The sequence below is a fragment of the Cystobacter fuscus DSM 2262 genome, from assembly GCF_000335475.2.
Taxonomy (GTDB): domain Bacteria; phylum Myxococcota; class Myxococcia; order Myxococcales; family Myxococcaceae; genus Cystobacter; species Cystobacter fuscus.
Map to the genome: position 1 here is coordinate 60,572 of NZ_ANAH02000072.1, position 20,266 is coordinate 80,837.

Sequence of the window (20,266 nt, forward strand, 5' to 3'; positions counted from 1 at the left end):
CTACGGGGAGAGTGGAATCCAGGCGGAGGCTGCCTCCAGCCGGCCACTCACCGCGTCCAGACGGACGAGCTGGGCGCCCTGCACGCCCACGCGGCGGTTCACCCCGAACGTCACCGGGGGGGTCACCCCGGTCTCGAAGTCCCGCAGCTCCTCCAGCCGGAGCATCAGGTCCGCGCGCGTCACGTCCGCGCCCGAGCGACGCAAGGCCTCCACCAGCACACGCGACGCCGCGTACGCGCCGAGCTGGAAGGCCACGTGGCGTGGACGCAGTTGGTGGCGCTCGAGGAAGGCGGCGAAGGCGCGCAGGTGCTCCTCGCGCGCGTTCACTCCCGGTGGGTAGACGAAGAAGACGGGGAGCGGGCCGCCCGTCACCGCCGAGGGCTCGGCCAGTCGGGCCGGGGCGTACACGCGCGTCTCCAGCTTCCAGGACTCCAACGTCTCCAGCAGCGCCTTCAGCCCCGCGGGAGGGCCGGCATAGAGGATGGCGGGAGGCGGCGTCTGGCGCAGGCGCTGGAGCGCTCCGGGCTCGGCGGTTCCATCCCTCGAGGGCACCTCCACGGGGGCGGGCAGCTCGCGCCGCCGGGCCTCCTCGCGCGCCGCGCGGGCCCAGGCGAGGCCCGCGGCGTCTTCCGTCCGCACCACCGCCAGGGCGTGGTGGCGCAGCAGGTGCTCCTCCTCTCGCGCCAGGTGTTGCACCACCAGGCGGGCCTGGGTGGGTTCCTCGGGGTAGAGGAAGAAGATGGGGCTGTCGCTGCCCGCGGCCTGCTCGCCGATCGCGATGGGGAGCACCAGGGGAATCCCTTCGCGCCGCAGCAAGGCATCCGAGGGGGGCGAGCCCTCGCGCGGATTGCCCACCAGGGCGAGCACTCCCCGCTCCAGCAACCGCGTGGTGGCGTCCGGTCCTCCCGGGGCGGGTGCCGGCCCATGCGGCGCCGAGTCGTCCTCCACCACCAGCTCCAGGCGCCGCCGGAAGATGCCTCCCTCCGCGTTCACCTCCTCGAAGGCGGCCCGCAGCACCTGGGCCACGTCCTGTCCGGCCTCGCCCAACCGCCCCTCGAGGGGCAGCGCCGCGCCCACCGTGAGGGTGGTGGGGGTGATGCCGGGGTCGGGGGTCTCGCCCAGCTTCTCCAGGTAGGCGAGCAGCTCCTCGCGCTCGGCCCACCCGAGCACGTAGCGCGGCATCGTCGTCCCCAGGGGACGGCCGCTGGCGGAGAGGCCCTCGGTGATGGCGCGCAGCAGGGTGTCGCGTCCATACGCGGGGCGCGAGCGATCCTCCACGTCCACGGAGGCGCGCGGACGCGGATGCCGCAGGGCCTCGGGGCGGATGTCCGGCACGTCCACGCCGCCTTCCTGGCTGCCGCGCCCGGACGGCGTGTGACAGCGCGCGCACGCGGCCACGGAACCGCTCAGCTCTATCCGCTCGGGCCCGAGCAGGCCCACGAGCGGGGTGTCCCGGGCGCTCATGCCGCGCTGGAAGAGACTCCGTCCCCTCCTGGCCTCCTCCGCATCCCAGGGCGCGGGGGGCGCCTCCTTGCGGCAGGCGGCTCCCAGCAGCACCGACAACCCCACCACGAACACCCCGTGGAGTGTCCTGCCTCGCGGGCCCCTACCGGGGATCATCCAGGTGCTCCACGGTGTAGACGAGGTGATCGACGTCCGACATGGCGGCGGCCTTCACCCACATGCCCGTGGCGGCGTCACCGATGAGCAGGGTGGAGCTGTGGGTGCCAGGCTCGTCCGTGTAGCCACCGAGCTTCTTGAGCACGAGGGAGACGTTCTCGGGGGCGCCGGTGAGGAAGTACCAGCCGGGCCCCACGTCGAACTTCTTCGCGAAGCGCGCCAGCGTCTCCGGGGTGTCGTTGGCGGGGTCCACGGAGAGGGTGATCATGGTGATGTCCTTGCCCACGCGGCCGCCGAGCTTCTTCTGGACCTCGGCGAGGTGCCTCGTCATGGGGGAGCAGATGCCCTGGCACGAGGTGAAGGCGAAGTTGATGAGCACCTTCCGGCCGCGGATGAGATCCTCGTAGAAGCGGTGCGTCTTGCCATGCTGGTCCACCAGCTCGGTGTTGGTGAAGTAGCGGGCGGAGGCGGGATCGAGCTCGGGGGGAGGAGCGGAGGCGGCGCGGACCTCGCGAATGCCCTCGAGGATGGCGGAGGCCGAGCCGAGGCCCTCCACGCGCAGCCACTTGTCCGCCGTGGCATTGCCCACGAGCACGAAGGGCCGGTGGGCCTCCTTGTCCGAGGTGTAGCCGCCCAGCGCCACCAGGGCCTCCTTCACCCGGGCCGGCTCGCCGGTGAGGAAGGACCAGCGGGGCCCGGGGGCGAAGGGCGCGGCGAATTGGGCGAGGCGCTCGGGCGTGTCATTGGCCACGTCCAGGGTGATGGAGATGAAGCGCACGGGGCTGTCGGGCCCCAACTCCTTGCTCACTCGCGACAGGGTGGCCGTCATCGGCGAGCAGATGGTCTTGCAGCGGGTGAAGATGAAGTTGATGGCCACGGTCTGGCCACGGACGAGGTCGGACCACAGCCGCACCTGCTGGCCGTGCTGATCCACCAGGGGGACGTCGGGCACCTGGAGGTGGAGGAAGCGCGCGTCTGGAGTGGGGACCCGTGCCGTGTCCTGTGCGAGCGCCGGAGTGGTGAGCAGCAGCAGGGCCAGGGCCAGGGCCTGGAGGAGGGTGTTCTTCATTGGGGGGCCTCGGGGGAGGGGCGGGCGGCCAGCGCGGGCTGGACGCTCAAGGTGAAGTGGGGAAGGACGCCGAACGGAGCACCCCGGCCTTCCACGCCCACGAGGAGCTGGTACTGGCCGGGCTCGGAGGGGGAGACCTCGACCTCGAACAGTCCCTCCTCCACGCGCCGGGGGAGGGGCCGCTGCAACCAGCGTCCCGAGGGCGGGCGGAACATCAACACCCGCACCTCCTCGGCCCGTACCGGGCGGGGGTCCTTCGCGTCCGGGAGGGGGCTCAGCCGGAAGCGCAGCGGGGTGGACACGCCCGGGGAGAGGGGCGTGGAGGGATTGAATTCGGGAGTGAGCGCGAGGGGCTGCTTCCCCGAGGCGGAGACGTCCTCGGGCACTTCCCGGACGTCCCACTCCAGGCAGGTCACGGTCCGTGGGTTGTCCAGGAGGAAGTACACGTCATACGGGCCGTTGTCCCGCACCACGGCCTCGGCGGTGAAGACGCCGGGCTCCACCTCGTGCAGCGAGCGATCCAACACCAGGACGGCCTTGGGCTCGCGGCCATAGTTCAGCAGGCTGCCACGCGGCGCCATCATGCCCTCGCTGTAGAGGAAGAGGGCGCGGTCCGCGGTGCCCGCGATGATGGCGCTGTTGCCCTCGGGCATCGCGGCGAAGGGCGGGGCGCGGCCAAGCCCCCTGGACTCCGAGGGCTTCTTCTGACCCATGGCCACCTGGGCGATGGAGGGCTTGCCCTCCCTGGCCAGCGAGGCCAGCTCGATGAGCGACACGCGCGCGTCCTCGGTGTTGCGCACGTAGGCGTAGGCGCTGGTGAAGAGCAGCTGATCCGGCTGGGAGAAGCCGGTGAGGGTGTGGGCGAGCTGGTTGGACGCCGCGTCGAGGACATCCACGCGGTCGCCCCGCGGGTAGAGGACGAAGGCCCAGCGGCCGGAGTTGTCGAAGCGCAGCAGGTCGGGTGAGGGGGCCAGGGGAATGCGGCGCGCCACCTCGCGGCGGGTGGTGTCCACCACCAGCGCCTCGTGAGTGCGCACCTGCACGGCGTAGAGGGCCCTGGCCACCGCGCTGTAGGCGATGCTGCCCACGCCAGGGCCCACCTTCACGCGCCCAGTCTCCTCGAGCGAGGACACATCCACCGCCACCAGTTCCTCGCCATCGGAGCTGGAGACCCACGCGGTCCGGCCTCCGTCACTGAAGGCGAAGGCATGCTCGCCATCGCCCACCTCGAGCGTGCGGAGCACCTGGTAGGAGGCCGTGTCGATGACGGACACGGTGCCGTCGCCCTCATTGGCCACCCAGACGGTGCGCCCGTCCGGGCTGACGGCCAGCCGGCCCGGGCTCTTGCCCACGTGCACGTTGCGCACCACCACGAAGCGGCGCAGGTCCACCACGGACACCGTCCCGTGCACGGGAATGGAGAGGAAGAGCGCCTTCCTGTCCGGTGGCAGCGCCCAGTCCGCGGGCTCGCCTCCCAGCGACACCAGGTTCTGCAGCTTGGTGCGGTCCAGGGAGATCTGCGGATCGATCACCGACAGCGTCTGGTCATGGTTGAGGGTGAGGAAGAGATAGGAGTTGAGGTTGGCGTCGGCCCGGGCCGCGAGGAAGCCCCCGAGGTAGGTCTGGATGCGCTCCTTGCACGTGGCCTCGTCGGGCGCGGCCTGTCCGCTCGCGCGTCGGTTGAGCCACCCGAGGGGGCGGACTCCGCGCAGGGGCTCGCCGGTGCGGGGGTTGGTGAGCGCGAAGCGCGCGGTGCCCTCCAGGGGCGTGCCGCGCTCGGCGCCGGGGATTCGGGCATGCAGCCGCAAATCGAAGCTCACGGCCACGTCCGGACGCGTCGCCGTCACGGGAGGCCGCGCGGGCAGGTCCACGGGCTCGGGATGGGGCACCGGGGGCGGCCCGCCGCGAGGTGACAGTCGCCATCCCAGGGTGGCCACGAGCGCCGCGAGCACGACGCCCACGGAGAGGAGGATGAGCTTTCGCATGGGGAGGGGATTGCTTCAGCAGGAGGGGAGGGCGGCGCGGAAAGCCGGTGGGCCTCGCGCCGCCCTTGAGGGACGAGAGAGGACTACTGCACGCGGAGCACGCCCCAGAGGCCGCCACCGCTCCACTCGAAGCTGGTCACGTCGCGGTAGAGGTAATCCCCCGGGGCCTGGGAGATGCCGCCCGCGCCATACAGGGGGTTGATGTTCCAGGACTCCATGACGGACATGCCGCTCTGGTTGGAGACGATGTTCGAGGTGGCGTTGGGGCCCATGCGCAGGGACGAGGCTCCCCGGGCCCACGCATTGGCCTGCCACTCGGCGCCGTGGAGCGCGAAGGCGTGCTGGCGCGCGTGTCCCGAGGGATGCGCCACGCGGATGCGCAGCGGCTCGCCCGCGTTCGCGGTGAACAGGGGCGTGGCCGGATCTCCGTGGACCGAGGAGCTGAGGACGTCGCCCAATTCCTGATCATTGACGTCATTGGGATCCGTCTGGGGCGGCAGGCCCAACCGGGCCCACAGCGGCTCGGTGTGGTAGTTGAAGGCCTTCTGACCAGAGTCCTCGGCGTCGTCGGTGTCCCCGATGTTGCACAAGGCCGTGCCACTGTTGCGCGGCTTCGTGTCCCAGAACCGCTCCTGGCTCGAGTGCAGGCCCAGGTCATCCTGGAAGACGAGCACGAGTTCACGGAACGTCTCCGTCCGGACGGCCTCGTCCTCGTCCTCGTCATCGTCGTCGTGGCCGCCACCCACCGGGTATTTCACGCGGGCCTGGGCATCGGTGCCCACGTCCGTGGTCCAGATGGCGTTGGGCGGCTCGACGATGAGCGCGCCGATGCCGCCGTGCATGCCGTGGTTCACCACATCCGCCATGTTGCGCAGGTTGACGATGCCGAACTCCACGGGTGTGTAGACGCCGCGCCGCGTGGCCGACCCGTGGTTGTCGCCGCGGTAGTCGCCCATGTACCAGCGGTAGGTCCGCTGGCCGCCGGGGGGCACCGTCTGGAGGGCATTGAGGCCCACGTTGGCGCCGTCGTCCGTGTTCACGTCGTAGTTGACGAGCTGCGGATGCAGCGAGACGTGATTGGAGGGCGTCACCTGGTTGACGTTGAAGCCCGGGGTGATGGGCGGCTGGTACGCCCACTGCGGCGTCTTGCTGAGCTGGGAGGGCAGACGGTTGGTGAGCACCACCTGGATGCACTCGCCGGCCCGGGCGCGCAGGATGAGCGGCTCGGGCTGACGGGTTCCATCCTGGAGGCTCGTCAGGTACTCGTCGCGGGCGAACAGGATGGCGTCGGGGTCATAGAGGCCGTACTTGCTGTTGTAGACGAGCGCGCCTCCCGGCAACCAGTGGGCCGCGTCGATCGCGGACACCCGGTAGAGGCGTACCGCGCTGCCACGGGGGCACGCGTCCACGGCGGCGGCCTTCTGGCCGAACCTCCCTTGTGCTTCCGCCGCCTGCACGAGCTTGGAGTCGAGCTGACGCATCTTCTCGGGATACGTCATGGCGTACTCCAGCTTGCGCTCCTTGACCTGCCGGCCCGACTCGTCCACCTCGTAGGAGCGCTGGAGCGTCTCCTCGGTCTCCGGATTCATCCTGCCGAGCACCGACTCCGTGGGCAGCTCCAGCAGTGGCGCGGGCGCCCAGGTACTTCCCTGCGTCCTGAAGGACAGGGCGGAGGAATCCATCGTGGTGAGCTCCGCGGCCTGGAGCGCCAGGTGTCCCAGGGTCTTCTCGCCCGTCTGCTTCTTCTTGTACGTGCGCATGATGCCCCACGCGCCGTTCCACAGGTCGTCGGTGGCGGCGCTCTGGTACATGTAGTCGGCGGTGTCGTAGGTGCCGCCGAGCGCGGGCAGGCCATTGGTCAGGTTGAACTCGAAGTGCTCGGAGATGCCCACGGCCTGCGCGTTGCGGTAGCCACTGTGCGGGTCCGCGCCCTCGCGCAGCCACTTGGTGCCGTGGACGGTGAAGGAGTGCTGCTCCTCCTGGGAGCCCTGGATGAGGCGGATCTTCACCTTGTCGCCCTCGTAGCCGCGCAGCAGCGGGGTGTACGGGTCGCCATGCAGGTCCGAGCGGAAGACGTTGGCCATGTCTCCCCGTTCGTCCGTGCGCTGCGTGCGCTGGGCGCAGCTCGCGGTGCGCTGGCCGATGCGCAGGGGAATGGGCTCGTTGCGGTAGTTGATGGTCATGGTGCCCGGGTCCGTGACGCTGATGGCCTCGGGCATGGGGGTCGTCTGGAAGGCCACCGTCGACGGGAGCTCCCCCTCGATGTGGTTGGGCGGGTTCACCGGCTGGCCACACTCGTCATAGGCCGGGACGAAGTCGGCCAGGGCGAGCGCGAACTCGCGGAAGCTGTTGGCGGGATCCGCCGTCAGCACATCCGCCTTCCAGCTCGTGGGGCCACCATCGCTCGAGCGCGTGCCGTAGAAGACGCCCGTCTCCGGGTTCCTCCACCTCGAGCCCTTGGGCTCCACGATGAGGGCGCCGTAGAAGCCGTGGTGCTGGTGGCTGGAGGGACCGAAGTGGTCGTGCGTGAAGACCGTCTCGATGGGGCGCTCCCGGCCCTTGGCGTCGGTGAGCGGGTCCGCCCACCAGCGCTGGGTGCTGGTCTGCGCGCCCATCACCCCCAGGCGCGGGTGCATCCGGGCCGACAGTTGGACGCGCGGTCCGGTGGTCTCCACCGCGCCATCCGCCGCGAAGGCGCCGCCCGCGGTGTTGATCTTCTCGATGCGGTGCAGCACTTCCTGGAAGGAGAACGTCCCGTCCTCGTAATTCCACCCGTTGCCCGCGCCGTCCGCGGACATCACGTCGAACTTCACCAGGTGGATGTGCTGCCCGACGGTGTCCGTGGGCGTGTAGATCTGGAAGTCATCCGCCTCGAGCTCCTTGGGCATGAGGTTGGTGGGGTAGAAGTTGATGCATTCCCCGGACTCGGCCCGGAAGAAGAAGGGCTCCGGAGGCCGCAGCCCCTTCTGGGTGTCCGCCACGTCGCCATCGAGCACGATGATGCGGGCCTGCCGGTCGTGCCAGCCCTCGCGGTTGATGTTCTGCATGTCGATCTGCACGTAGCTGGCGCGGTAGTCGCGGCGCGGCGCGGAGGCGGGGCAGGGGTCCGCGAAGGGCGCGCCCGCCACGGGCTTGCGGCCGTTGACGTAGAAGAAGCCCCGGGTGCCCGTCGCCGTGTAGCCCGGATAGGCCGCGACGATGTCGCTCGTGTAGTAGGGCCTCGGCACGTAGCTGGCGCCGGGGAACCCACCGCCGTGGAAGGACATGGCCTTCTTCTCCAGGGTGGTGCCGTCCTGGGGCAGCAGCTTCACGTCCAACGCCTGGTGGTCCACGTAGAAGCGCTTGCCGGGCTCTCCATAGGTGGAGGTCCCGACGGCGGCGGTGACGATGTGGCGCGGCAGTCCGCCGTCCTGCTCCAGATCCAACGGGGGCTGGGGCGGGCGGTGGCCGGCCTTGCCCGCGACGTAGAAGGGGTAGCCCGGGAAGGCGGGCCGGTTCACCTGCTTGCCGCTCGCGTCGGTGACGACCGAGTCCGCGTAGGTGGGCATGGGCGGCATGGCCCGTGACGGAATGGGGATGACGGCGGGGTTGGGCGTGCCACCGGAGATCTCCCCGTCCGGCAGGCGGCGGTCCGGCGTACCGGCCTCGAAGACGTCATGCACGCGCCAGAGCGCCCACATGCCCTGGGCGAAGTGCGGGTAGAGGTGGCAGTGGTGGATGGAGTCGCCCGGGGTGAGGTTGCGGTTGCCGGAGCCGCCGTAGTTGATGTCGTAGGTGAAGGTCGCGCCCGGTCCGATCGTCTGCGAGTCCAGGTAGTTGGAGTTGTCCTCGCCCGGGCTGTACTTCCACTGGTGGGCATGCAGGTGGAAGACGTGCGTCTCGGCCGGGCCCGCGTGGATGTTGCGGATGCGGACCGGGTCGCCCAGGTAGCTGTGGTGCACGTTGGAGGGATCGTCCGCGTAGAGCGCGCGCACGGCGTTGCCCTGCCAGTCCTTCTCCACGTTGAGGGCGGGGTCTCCATTGGCCCAGGACTCGAGGAAGAACTCCTCGAAGGCGCAGTCCGCGCACTCCTTGGTGGGGCCCACCTTCGCCCGGTTGGCCATCAGCTCCGCGCCCAGGCCAGCCACGCCGTAGTTGATGCCGAAGCCGTCGCGCACGCCGTGCAGGGTGGGGTTCCACTCCAACTCGTCGAAGGCTTGAACCGCCTTGATCTCGTCGTGGTAGATGGCGGTGATTTCCCGGAAGTGCCCCTGGTCCTTCGAGGTGAAGGTGCCCACGCTGGTGTGGGCGTAGTCGGTGATGATGGCCTCCAGGTCGCCGTGCCAGAGCTCGTTCGTCTTCGTGTCGAGGATGTTCAAGAGGGGCCGGTCATGGGCGTCCCTCGCCTCGTAGTTGAGGAGCGGCGTGCCATCCGGGTTGGACAGGGGTTTGCCCTGGGCGTCCTTGCGTGTCGCCGCCTGGAGCACCTCGGCGGACACCTTGGAGCGGTACCACTTCGAGCCCGCGGGCTCCACGTTGACGGCACCGAAGAGGCCCTGGGCGGTACCGCCGCCGTCGCCCTCACCGCCAAAGGTGGCGCCCATGCTGTGCATGAAGAAGACGCCCTCGTGGTCCGCGTAGAGGGTGTACGTGGTGCTGTCACCCGGCGCCACGAGGGTGCTGGGGTTCTTGCCCACGTTCGCGCCGTCGTCCTGGATGCTCAGGTACTGCAGGCCCTGCACGTGCACCGAGGCCCGGCGGGTGAAGGGCGAGTCTTCCTTGTTGGCGGTGTCGATGTCCCCCGGCTCCTCGCCCTCACCCGGCTCCTCGCCTTCACCCGGCTCCTCGCCTTCACCCGGCTCCTCGCCTTCACCCGGCTCCTCCACCTCTCCGGGCTCTTCAGCCTCACCCGGCTCCTCCACCTCCGGCGCGGCGCCGAACCATTTCCCGCCCACCGCGTGCCCTGTCACCAGCGAGGCCAGCGGATCCCACGACTCCATGGGCAACCACGTGGGCAGCATCTTGCGCACCACCCCGAAGCCCGCGGTGGGCTGCGCCACCTGGCTGGGAGTGGGTTGGGATTGAGCGGGGTTGGGAATCTCCGCGCGCGTGGGCGCGAGCCAGTTGGTGAACTGGATGCGCAGACAGTCCCCGACGTTGGCGCGCAGGGTCAGCGGCCGCGGGCGCTTGTCCAACCGCAGCCGCGCGTTGCCGGGCCCGATGGGCCTGGTCGCATCGATGGCCTCCACGTCCCGCTGCAGGGCGTACATCATCCCCGAGGGGTTGTACGCGCCGAACCGGTTGTAGGTGTAGACCTGATCCAACGCCACCACGTTCGCGGTGAGGGTGCGCGCGCACGACACCCGCGTGCCCACCGCGGGCGCTGGCCCCACCAGGGGCATGTCCCGCGAGGCCATGGGCTGGACTCCGGAGGAGACCATCTCCTCCTGCCCGGTGTCGGTGGTGTCGCCCTGGCAGGCCAACCCCACCGCGAATAGCGCGGCCAGAAGCGCCCGGTGTGACACCGGATGCCGGTTGGGCCGCCATGCCCTATCGAGTCTTTGTCGTGCCGACATTTGTTCCGTCCTGAGTGAGCCGTGTACCCGCCATTCCTGAGAGCTTTCTCAAGCCAGGAGTCTTCTTGGGAATGTGTCTCTTCGGAGAAAACACTTGCAGGCCATAGCAGGTGCTTTCCTGGCGACGGTGAGTGACGGTTCGTCATTAATGAGATCAAGCGAACGAAGTAAAGCCTGTCCGTAACCACGCGAACTCACTGGCAGTGGAATCAGGCGCGCGGCCCTGGCTGAGAGTTCTCTGAGGAAATGGCCCTCCTGGAGTCACGCGAGCCTTTGGCTCCAGCGTTGCCAGTGGGGACTGAAGAAACGCGCGCGCCGGCTGAGAATCCTTTCAGATTCCCGCCGGCGTCTCGCTTAAAAAACTCTCAGAATTCCCCTCGGACGAGCACAGCCCGAGGGGAATTTTGAAGCGAACCGCTAGTCTTCGCCGTCGCCATCGCTCTCGTAGACGGGATCCGGCACGTCATACCTGCCGTGGACCTGGTTCTGCGCCTGGCAATTCTTGGTGCACGGAGTGGCGGCGGGGGAGTTCTCCACCGCGTCCTCACCCAGCACGCCGCCCATGCGGCCACCGGACGTGACGCGCCAGACCGTCTCATGCTCATCCTGGACGAGCTTCGCGGCGACCTGGGGGCTGTCCTTGCCGCGGATCAGATCCAGGTTGCCGAAGTTGATCTTCCCGGTGTATGGATTGGTGAAATAAAACACGTTCGGACCCAGCGTGTGGACGAAGTCGATCGTCCCCGTCTCGGTGGCCCACTCCGGCTCCATCTGGAAGATGCCGCCCTGGGCGCAATCACTGGCCTGGATCTTCATCTTGAGGCTCTGGCCCTCGCGGATCAGCCGCACGCCACCGTCCTTGTTCTCCACCCGCATGGAGCTGCCATCGAGCGTCGTCGTGCCGAGGATGGGCTCCTTGCGCGTGAAGAGCACCGTGGTCACCCCACCCGTGATGTCCAGGGGGTTGGTCGTCGCCTTGAGCGTGTAGTTGTAGACGGCGAACGTCGAGACATCGATGTCGAAGTCGACGTAGGTACCGCGTACCTTCAGAATGCCATGCGAGGGCAGGCTCTGGCTGGGAACATCGACCCTGTTTCCCCCTCCTTTGCTCTTGGGGATGAGCAGCGGCGAGCCATTGGGCAGTGTCAGGGAGAAGCCGCCTCCCGAGCAACCGTTTGAGTTGGCGGCGTGCGCCGTGGGAACTCCGAACAGTGCACAGACTCCAAGCGAGAGCAGCGCGCCCAGGGCACGCAGTCGAATCGAGAGATGCATGGGTGGTTTTTTTCCGGGGGATTGTTGTTGATGGTGCTGAAAACAAATACCGCGATGGCTGGAATCCAGCCGTGGTCAGACTAACGCTTGTTCCCGATGCATACAAATACAAATCGAAGACAAGTCCATGGAAGGCACGGCGAGGTGCGCGGGCCCGGCGGAGTTCATTTCCGTCAGGGAATGGACCTGGGGTGCGTGGACGAGCACCGGTGTGGGGGCTTCGTCGGCATGTTTTGGCCAGCTTGGGCCCTATGAACGCTGCTTAACGTTCAGGGTTCGGAAAGTAGGGGGGGTGATGCTGTTCGCGCGAGCGTGTGTGTATGGCCGCGGCCCGGGTTTCTTTCCTGGAGAAGGAAGTCCCGGCGAGGGTAGCGGGAAGGGTCTTGTCACGCCCTGCCCGGAAGGGGGAGAAGATGCCCTCCCGAGTCCTCTATAGGAGAAGTGAATGAGCAAGAGACCGATCCGGATCATCCAGTGGGGTTGCGGCTTGATGGGTCAGACCCTCATCCGTACCCTGCGCGAGAAGGGCGCCGAACTGGTGGGGGCCATCGATCACAACGCGGCCCGCCGGGACCGGGATGCGGGAGAGGTGGCCGGGCTCGGCCAGTCGCTCGGCGTGCGCATCCACCCTCCCGATCAGGCCGATGCCGTCTTCCGTGAGGCCCGGGCCGACGTGTGCATCCTGTGCACGCGCAGCATCATGAGCGAGCTGGCCGGCGCCCTGCGCGTGGCCGCCCGTCACGGCGTCAACGCCATCACCATCGGAGAGGAGGCGTTCTATCCGTGGACGACTTCCCAGGCGCTCACCGAGGAGTTGGACCAGCTGGCCAGGGCCAACGACTGCACCCTCACCGGCTCGGGCTTCCAGGACGTGTTCTGGGGCAACCTCATCACCGTGCTGGCCGGCGCCACCCACCGCATCGATCGCATCGTGGGGCTGACCCAGTACAACGCGGATGACTACGGGAGCGCGCTGGCGCAGAAGCATGGCGTCGGACTCGATCCGGAGACCTTCGCGGCCAGGATTGGCGCCAGCAACTCACCCTCCTACGTCTGGAACTCCAACGAGTGGCTGTGCGCCCAGCTCGGCTGGCGTGTGCGAGACATCCGCCAGCAACTGCTGCCCACCACCCATACCGGGACGCTGCGCTCGGCGAGCCTCGGCCGTGAGGTTCCCGCCGGGCATGCCACGGGCATGAAGGCGGTGGTGGTGACGGAGACGCACGAGGGCCCGGTCATCGAGACGCACTGCGTGGGCAAGCTCTACGCGCCCGGCGAGGTAGACCTCAACGAGTGGACGCTGCGGGGCGAGCCCGACACCACGGTGACCATCCGCCAGCCGGCGACGCCCGCGCTCACGTGCGCCACCGTGCTCAACCGTCTGCCCCAACTGCTGGCCGCGCCCCCGGGCTTCGTCACCACCGACCGCTTCACGCCCGCCACCTATGTCTCCCGCCTGGAGACGGAGGCGTAAGGGGTCCCTTTCGTCCCCCGAGGAACACATGCGCTACTTCGAGGACTTCCAGGTCGGGCAGGTACACGAACTCGGTACGTACGAGGTGACGCGCGAGGAGCTCCTCGCGTTCGCCCGGCAGTATGACCCGCAGCCCTTCCATCTGGACGAGGAGGCGGGCCGGCGCTCCATCTACGGGAGCATCATCGCGAGCGGCTGGCAGACCGCGGCCATCTGCCACCGGTTGCTGGTGCGCGCCGTGTTGGAGGACTCCGCCAGCATGGGCTCGCCGGGCCTGGACGAGCTGCGCTGGTTGCGGCCGGTGCGGCCCGGGGACACGCTCTCCGCGCGCATCGAGGTGCTCGAGGTCTCGCCCTCGCGCAGCAAGCAGGATCGCGGCAGCGTCAAGACGCGCATGGAGGTGCGCAACCAGCAGGGCGAGGTGGTGATGACGGAGCTCGCCAGCGTGCTCTTCCGCCGCCGGCCCGCGACGACTCAAGGGAGCGGGGGCTCGTCCCGGAATGGGGAGAATGGAAATGATTGATTACACGAGGCTGGGCAAGACGGGGGCGTAGGTGAGCCGGGTGTGTCTCGGGGCCATGACGATGGGAACCCTCATGGGCAGGGACGAATCATTCCGCACGCTGGACTTCTTCGCCGAGCAGAACGGAAATTTCATCGATACGGCGAACTGCTATTCCTGGTGGGTCGGGAAGGGGGAGAACGTCGGGGACGAGAGCGAGGCCATGCTCGGGGAGTGGATGCATGCGCGGAAGAACCGGGAGCGGGTATTGTTTCCTGCGGCCCGCCGCCGGAGCCAATCTGGGCGTCGCGGTTCATGCGGACGGCGAGTTCTTCGATTACCTCGCGGAGAACCCCTCGATGACCCTGCTCGCGTACTCACCCTTGTTGAAGGGTATCTACGCGAGCAGGGAAAAGCGGCTCGCGTACTACAACTGGCCCCTCTTCGATACGCCCGATTCCGCCGCGCGCCTCGAACGGCTCGAGGTGGTGGGGAAGCGCTTGGGCATCGACGGCAACACCCTGGTGCTTGCTTGGATGCTGCACCGCGAGCCGGCGATCATTCCGGTCGTGGGCGGCAGCCGGTTCAACCATTTCCGGGAGAATTTCGCCGCGCTTGACGTTCGGCTCGATCGGGAGACGATGGATTACCTGGAGGGCAGAAGCACATCGGCATGAAGCCAGGAGGCGTTCTACGACGGCATCAAAGACAAGCCGCGGACCACCTTTGGCAACGTCAAGGCGGACGTGATCGCGGACAAGGAGCGACTGTTCGTCCGCGGCGACTTCTGCCGTGTCATTCGAGAATCGGCCTGGCGAGGGTAGGACCGCCCACGTCGAAACCCGACGATGGGACCGGGTGGGATTCATCCCGGTCCCATCGTGACACTCACTACTTAGGGGTCAGCTTGCGCAGCGCGCCGTCGCTGCCGCCCTTGACGTACCAGATGCTGCCATCGATCGGCGACACCTTCAGCGCGCGCACCGCACCGGTGTACACGCCGTTCGCGGCGCGGCCGTAGCGCTCGACGCCCGTGACGTTGTTGGTCGCCGGGTCGATCACCGCGCGGTACAGCGCGATGGACGAGGTGGCGCCGAGCAGGGCGGAGCCCTTCCACTGCGGGAACAGGTTGCCGTTGTAGAACGCCAGCCCGGAGGGCGACATGGAGTTGGTGGTGGAGAACCAGCCCCAGTACGCCGCCGGCGGCGTGAACTGCGGCGCGGTGTCGTGGCGCGGATACGGCTGGCCCGGCATGTAGGCATCGCCGTTGTAGTGGTTGCCGTTGCTCACCAGCGGCCAGCCGTAGTTGCCGCCCTTGGCGATGAAGTTGAACTCGTCGCCGGAGGCGGGACCCATCTCATTGAGCCACAGGTTGCCGCTGCCGTCGAACGCCAGGCCGTAGGGATTGCGGAAGCCCTTGGCCCACACCTGCCCGCGCACGCCGCCCAAGGACGCCTCGGGGTTGTCGCTGGGGGTGCTGCCGTCGAGGTTCAGGCGGATGATCTTGCCCAGCGCGCTGTCCGTCTGCTGCGCGACGTGCCCGCGGTCGCCATTGGCGGCCGGGATGTCGCCGTCGCCGACGGCGAGGAAGACGTGCTGGCCATTCGGCGCGAACGCGATGCGCGCGCCCGGCTGGCCGCGGATCGAATAGCTCGACGGCTCCTGCCAGATGACCTGGAGGTTGGCGAGGGTCGCGGTACCGGCGCTCTCGTCGAGGCGCGCGGACGCCAGCGTGAGGTGGTTGTTGTTGTCCGCGCCCTTGGCCACGTAGCTGAACCACAGCTTGCGATCCTGGGCGAAGGTCGGCGAGGTCGCCACGTCGTGGAGGCCGCTCTGACCGCCACCACCGTTGGCGCCCACCGAGACCGGCAGGCCGCTGATGGACGTCTTCGCGCCCGCGGCCGTCACGATGTACATGCGGTCACTCTTCTCGGTGACCACCACACGGCCGTCGGGCAGGAAGTCGAGGCCCCACGGGTTGTTGAACGTTGCCACGTCGGTGATGTTGAACGGCGCCGCGGGTTCCGTCTGGTTGCCGGTGATGCGCGCGTTGTACGACACGGTGGGCGCCGTGCCCGGCGTGGCCGGCGGCGGGTCGGTCGGGTCGGTCGGGTCGCCGCTGGGTCCGTAGACCTCGAACTCGAACAGCGAGTAGCCGTACTGGGTGTTCTTCTGCGTGCCGTGCATGCTGACGTAGCGCGCCGAGACGGCATTGAACGAGATGTCTTCCGTGCCGCCCTGGCCGCTGGCGTTCGTGTACACGGTGGTCCAGTTGGTACCGTCGTTGGACACCTGGATGGTGTAGACGGTGGCGTGCGCGTTCTCCCAGCGCAGCACCACGCGGCCGATCGACTGCTCACTGCCGAGGTCGACGGTGATCCACGAGGGGTTGACGAACTCCGAGCCCCAGCGGGTGTCCAGGCGGCCATCATTGGCGTTGGCGGCCTTGAGCGCATCGGGGTTCTCGGTGCTGCTGGCGCTGACCGGCCGGTTCAGCGCGAGGTTGACCGTGCTCTGCGCGAAGGCGCACGGGGCGGCGGTGAGGCCGGCCAGCAGCAGGAACGAGTGTGGCACGCGACGCATGATGGAACTCCATGTTTGGGTTGAGTCGCAGGAAACCACGGTTGTGACCAAGCGGTTTCCTTTCCCAAAACGGACGAGAGCGCCGAATTGGGATGTCGGCCGTAATACCATGATTGAGGGACGAGAGCGTCAATGAATTCGCGAATTCACGAGGAGCATGCCTTTACATGTTCCGAGAGAATTGGCCTCTCGATTCTCAAGAATGAATCACACCCTCACAGGGGCTGGTGGACTCGCGCTTCCAGGGTTTGCCACTCATCTGGAAGGTGTGTGCGTGCATAGCGTCCGAAACGGAACTGATTCGCCCGCCGACGTTGGTGTTCCACAGCGCCGTGTGGATGGCGCGGTGGTCAGTGTAGGTACAGGTGTCGCGGTTCGACGAGAGCGAACGCGACGATGGCCCCACGCTGTTCGAACCGCGACGGATGGATCGCGGTTCGTGCACGAGCGTCAGCGAACGCGCTTCTCAGAGGACAGGCTGCAACGTGAGCTGCAGGCGGCCGTCGGAGGTGCCGATGGCGCCACAGTAGCCGCCCGCCGCGAGGTTGACGATCTGGCTACCGCTGGGGGTGGCCGAGCCCGCCGGCAGGTACCCGTTGAGCTGGAACTGGTTGGGCACGATGTCGAAGGGCGTGCCCGTCAGGTCGATGTTGCCCCGGCCGGTCTGCGAATAGGGAGCCGCGCAGTCGGCCGCACCTCCCAGCCCCTGGCTGTAGACGTAGGTGGTTCCGTAGCGCGCCCAGCCCTCGCTGGTGGAGAAGGTGGTGTCGCCGAGCTCGAGCGCGAGCGTCGCGGGGTCGAAGCGCGCCTTGGTGTACCAGCTCTTCAGCCCACCGGCGGAGGTGTTCGGGCTCTGGCCGTAGTGGGCGTAGTTGGTGGTGCTCCCGGTCTTCGGCAGCGTGAGGTACTCACGAGGCGAGCCCGCCATGTCGTGGCAATACACCTGCACATCCCGGGTTCCATGCACGAGGGAGAGGACGTAGGTGCCATCCGAGGCCGCGGGGTTCTGCTCGCGAACCTTGGCACAGGTGGAAGGCCGCAACGTGAGCTGCAGGCGGCCGTCGGAGGTGCCGATGGCGCCACAGTAGCCGCCCGCCGCGAGGTTGACGATCTGGCTACCGCTGGGGGTGGCCGAGCCCGCCGGCAGGTACCCGTTGAGCTGGAACTGGTTGGGCACGATGTCGAAGGGCGTGCCCGTCAGGTCGATGTTGCCCCGGCCGGTCTGCGAATAGGGAGCCGCGCAGTCGGCCGCACCTCCCAGCCCCTGGCTGTAGACGTAGGTGGTTCCGTAGCGCACCCAGCCCTCGCTGGTGGAGAAGGTGGTGTCGCCGAGATTGAGCGCGAGCGTCGCGGGGTCGAAGCGCGCCTTGGTGTACCAGCTCTTCATTCCACCGGCGGAGGTGTTCGGGCTCTGGCCGTAGTGGGCGTAGTTGGTGGTGCTCCCGGTCTTCGGCAGCGTGAGGTACTCACGAGGCGAGCCCGCCATGTCGTGGCAGTACACATCGACCGGCTGATTGCCAACCGAGATGGTGTATGTGCCATCCCCAGCGAAGGGGTTCTGCGCGCGAACCTCGGCGCAGGTGGAGGCCGCGTGGCCAATGCCCGGCAGCAGCAGCGCGGCCGAGGCGGTCAGCGCCATGCAGAGAGGCTTTCCCTGGGAGAAGGGGAGCGGATGGGTCGTCATGTTCATGTTTGAGGGATCCTTGGGAACAGGCCAGCATCATGTCGGCCTGCCCCAGCGCCAGAGCATTCCGCGTGCCAGCGGCTCGCCCACCTCACCCGGCCCTGCCTGTCTCTTCGAATGGCCGCTGACCACGGCAAGAAGTTGCCGGAGCGGGCTTGCCCCGCCGGCAAGAACTTGCCGCCCGTTCTCGAACCCCAGGTGGTTCCGCTCTCCCGCCTTCGTCAGGCAACTGGCACGGAGGCTGCTCTGGAACGGATGCAGGTCAGTATGATGCTGGCTTGTTTTCCCAAGAACTCCCAGACATGCCATCCCACGCTCGCTCCTCTCCCAACTGGAAGCCTCTCTGGTGGACGTTGGCTGCCGCGGCCCCGCTGCTGCTGCCGGGCCTCGGCCACGCGGCCACCTCTTGTGCCGAGGTTCGCGCGCAGTACCCCGACGCTGGGGATGGCACCTACTCCCTCACCCTCGGCGGCCAGCGGGTGGCGCTCTACTGCCACGACATGGCGGGCACTCCGCGCGAGTACCTCACGCTGCCGAAGACCGGGAGCACCACCAACTACGCCCACTACGCCGAGAGCCTGAACACCTCTGCCAATGGGCTGAAGAGCTGGTACACCAAGGCGCGCTTCGATCCCGCGACGCTCGCGCTCGATCTCGGCGACACCACCTTCTCCACCAGCGAAGGCTGGGTGCTCTACGGAAACACCTACATCTACAGCCAGGGGCTGGGAAATGCGGCCGACTGCGTGGCGCCCAACTCCCAGACCGGCCGGGCCAACATCGACCTGACGGGCACGCCCTTCGACATCGTGCCCAACCAGTTCCAGCTCAACGGGTACCTGCCGGCGGGCTCGGCCACCCCCAGCGGTAGCCAGATCGTCAATCTCACGGCAGGCGGCTACTGTGGCGCCATCGGCACCGCCGACGGCCGCCTGCGTCTCGACTTGCGGTCTGTTTCGGAGCCCACTCCGGAGTTGGTCCACCGCTATAGCTTCACCACCAGTGGGGTCGACTCGGTGAGCGGTGCGAATGCCACCCTCGAGGGGGGCGCCACGATTGCCGATGGCGAGGTGGTCTTGAACGGAGCGGGCGCCTACGTGAACCTGCCCATCGGAGGGACCATCGCGATCCTCCAGGATGCGACCTTCGAAGCCTGGGTGAGGTGGAACTCCACCGAGGCGCAGGTCATGGCGCGCATCTTCGACTTCAATGACAACGTGCGGTCCTCCATGTTCCTGACCTCGTCCAATGGCTCCACGCCTCTCTTCGCCCTCACCACCCCACAGGGCGGAGAGGAACTGGTGCCCGCGAACCACAATCCATTTCCGGTGGGAGTGCTCACCCATGTGGCGGTGACCCTGGACCACACAACGGGGCTCATCCGCTTGTACGTCAATGGCCTGGAGGTGGCGCGGAGTCACACGGACCTCACCCCGGCTCGTCTGGGCACCACCGCGAACAACTGGTTGGGCCGCTCGCTGTCCACGGTGCACCCCTTCTTCAAGGGCTCCATCTCGGAGTTCCGCGTCTACCGGACGGCGCTGTCACCGAGCCGCATCGCCGCCAACTTCAGTGCGGGAGACGCCCCAAGAGAGCTGCGAACGAGCTTCAGCACACGGCCCGCCAACCCCACCAACGTGGACACCGCCTCCTTCATCTTCAGCGCCAACTGGACGGACCTCCATTCCCTGTGCAGCCTGAATGGGGCTGCCTTCCAGCCCTGCACCTCGCCATTTGAAATCCAGTCCCTCTCCGAGGACCTCCATACCTTTCGTGTCCAGGCTCGCGATGTGATGGGCAACGTAGAGGCCTCGCCTGTCACGTACTCCTGGAGGGTGGACAAGACGCCTCCCGAGACGAGCTTCGCCTCGGCTCCCGAGCCAGAGACCCGCCTGCGAAGCCCCACCTTCTCGTTCGTCTCCAGCGAGCCACGCTCCACCTTCGAGTGCAGCCTCGACGCGGCGCCCTTCAGCGAATGCCCCGCTGGCGTCGTCTTTCCTCCACTGGACGACGGCAAGCACCAGCTCGCCGTCCGGGCACGCGATGAGGCCAGCAATGTGGACCCCGAGGCCGCCCACCATGCCTGGACGGTGGATACCGTGGCCCCCATGGAGCCCTCTCTCCAGGAGCCAGCTCCCGGCCAGAAGTTCCTCACCGACAGGCCTCTCTTCTCCGGCACGGCCGAGCCTGGCACGACCGTGACACTCCTTGTCGACGGCATCGACGCCGGCTCGGTTCACGCCGATGCCCGAGGCGTCTGGAGGAGACAACCCGAGGTTCCTCTCCCCTGGGGAACGCACCGCGTCTCGGTCAGTGCCACCGACAGGGCCGGCAACGTCAGCCCCCTTCCCCCCGAGGTGCCCTTCCTCACCTCACGGCGCGGCGCCTACCGCCTGGGCTGCTCCGCCGCCCCTTCCTCATGGCAGGGCTCCTGGCCCTGGGTCCTGCTGGTGCTCGGGCTCCTCCGCCCGCGCTCTCGTTCATGACATGGAGTCCCGTTACATCTGGATAATCGTGGTATG

General features: G+C 67.9%; 11 protein-coding genes and 1 pseudogene. 5 read left to right on the forward strand and 7 right to left on the reverse strand.

What is annotated here, in order from left to right:
* The 5 genes from D187_RS47295 to D187_RS47315 all read right to left on the reverse strand — a co-directional run bounded on the left by D187_RS47295 (window position 1) and on the right by D187_RS47315 (window position 11,501).
* Window positions 1-1,620, reverse strand: coding sequence for an ABC transporter substrate-binding protein (locus D187_RS47295; protein ID WP_245592012.1), 1,620 nt, complete (start codon window positions 1,618-1,620; stop codon window positions 1-3).
* Window positions 1,607-2,689 carry an SCO family protein gene (locus D187_RS47300; RefSeq protein WP_002631739.1) on the reverse strand — a complete coding sequence of 361 codons (1,083 nt, stop codon included), beginning with the start codon at window positions 2,687-2,689 and terminating at the stop codon, window positions 1,607-1,609. Before D187_RS47300 ends, D187_RS47295 begins: the two co-directional genes overlap by 14 nt.
* Window positions 2,686-4,674, reverse strand: coding sequence for a YncE family protein (locus D187_RS47305; protein WP_002631740.1), 1,989 nt, complete (start codon window positions 4,672-4,674; stop codon window positions 2,686-2,688). Before D187_RS47305 ends, D187_RS47300 begins: the two co-directional genes overlap by 4 nt.
* An 83-nt stretch (window positions 4,675-4,757) precedes the next feature.
* The gene (locus D187_RS47310; protein ID WP_002631741.1) at window positions 4,758-10,229 is read right to left on the reverse strand and encodes a multicopper oxidase; all 5,472 of its coding nucleotides are present in this window, start codon (window positions 10,227-10,229) and stop codon (window positions 4,758-4,760) included.
* A 417-nt stretch (window positions 10,230-10,646) separates the two neighbouring features.
* Window positions 10,647-11,501 (reverse strand): hypothetical protein, encoded by an 855-nt coding sequence (locus tag D187_RS47315; RefSeq protein ID WP_002631742.1) that lies wholly within the window; start codon window positions 11,499-11,501, stop codon window positions 10,647-10,649.
* Between the two features lie 445 nt (window positions 11,502-11,946).
* Here D187_RS47315 and D187_RS47320 point away from each other — a divergent pair, with 445 nt between their 5' ends.
* From D187_RS47320 to D187_RS47330, 4 genes and pseudogenes are all read left to right on the forward strand, one after another.
* A complete protein-coding gene (locus tag D187_RS47320; protein WP_002631743.1) occupies window positions 11,947-12,975 on the forward strand; it encodes an NAD(P)H-dependent amine dehydrogenase family protein in 1,029 nt (342 codons plus the stop codon).
* 28 nt (window positions 12,976-13,003) lie between these two features.
* The gene (locus tag D187_RS47325; protein WP_002631744.1) at window positions 13,004-13,498 is read left to right on the forward strand and encodes a MaoC family dehydratase; all 495 of its coding nucleotides are present in this window, start codon (window positions 13,004-13,006) and stop codon (window positions 13,496-13,498) included.
* 73 nt (window positions 13,499-13,571) lie between these two features.
* Window positions 13,572-13,688 (forward strand): annotated as a pseudogene (locus tag D187_RS59485) (hypothetical protein); the annotation flags it as partial.
* Between the two features lie 31 nt (window positions 13,689-13,719).
* Entirely contained in the window at window positions 13,720-14,154 is a 435-nt protein-coding gene (locus tag D187_RS47330; RefSeq protein ID WP_002631746.1) for an aldo/keto reductase, read from the forward strand.
* Window positions 14,155-14,368: 214 nt separating this feature from the next.
* Here D187_RS47330 and D187_RS54510 read toward each other — a convergent pair whose 3' ends face one another.
* The gene (locus tag D187_RS54510) at window positions 14,369-16,060 is read right to left on the reverse strand and encodes a PQQ-dependent sugar dehydrogenase (RefSeq protein WP_002631747.1); all 1,692 of its coding nucleotides are present in this window, start codon (window positions 16,058-16,060) and stop codon (window positions 14,369-14,371) included.
* A 466-nt stretch (window positions 16,061-16,526) separates the two neighbouring features.
* Window positions 16,527-17,750 (reverse strand): GON domain-containing protein, encoded by a 1,224-nt coding sequence (locus D187_RS47340; RefSeq protein WP_020918755.1) that lies wholly within the window; start codon window positions 17,748-17,750, stop codon window positions 16,527-16,529.
* Window positions 17,751-18,046: 296 nt separating this feature from the next.
* Here D187_RS47340 and D187_RS51445 point away from each other — a divergent pair, with 296 nt between their 5' ends.
* Window positions 18,047-20,230, forward strand: a complete 2,184-nt coding sequence (locus tag D187_RS51445) for a LamG-like jellyroll fold domain-containing protein (RefSeq protein ID WP_020918756.1) — start codon at window positions 18,047-18,049, stop codon at window positions 20,228-20,230.
* Window positions 20,231-20,266: the final 36 nt, after the last annotated feature.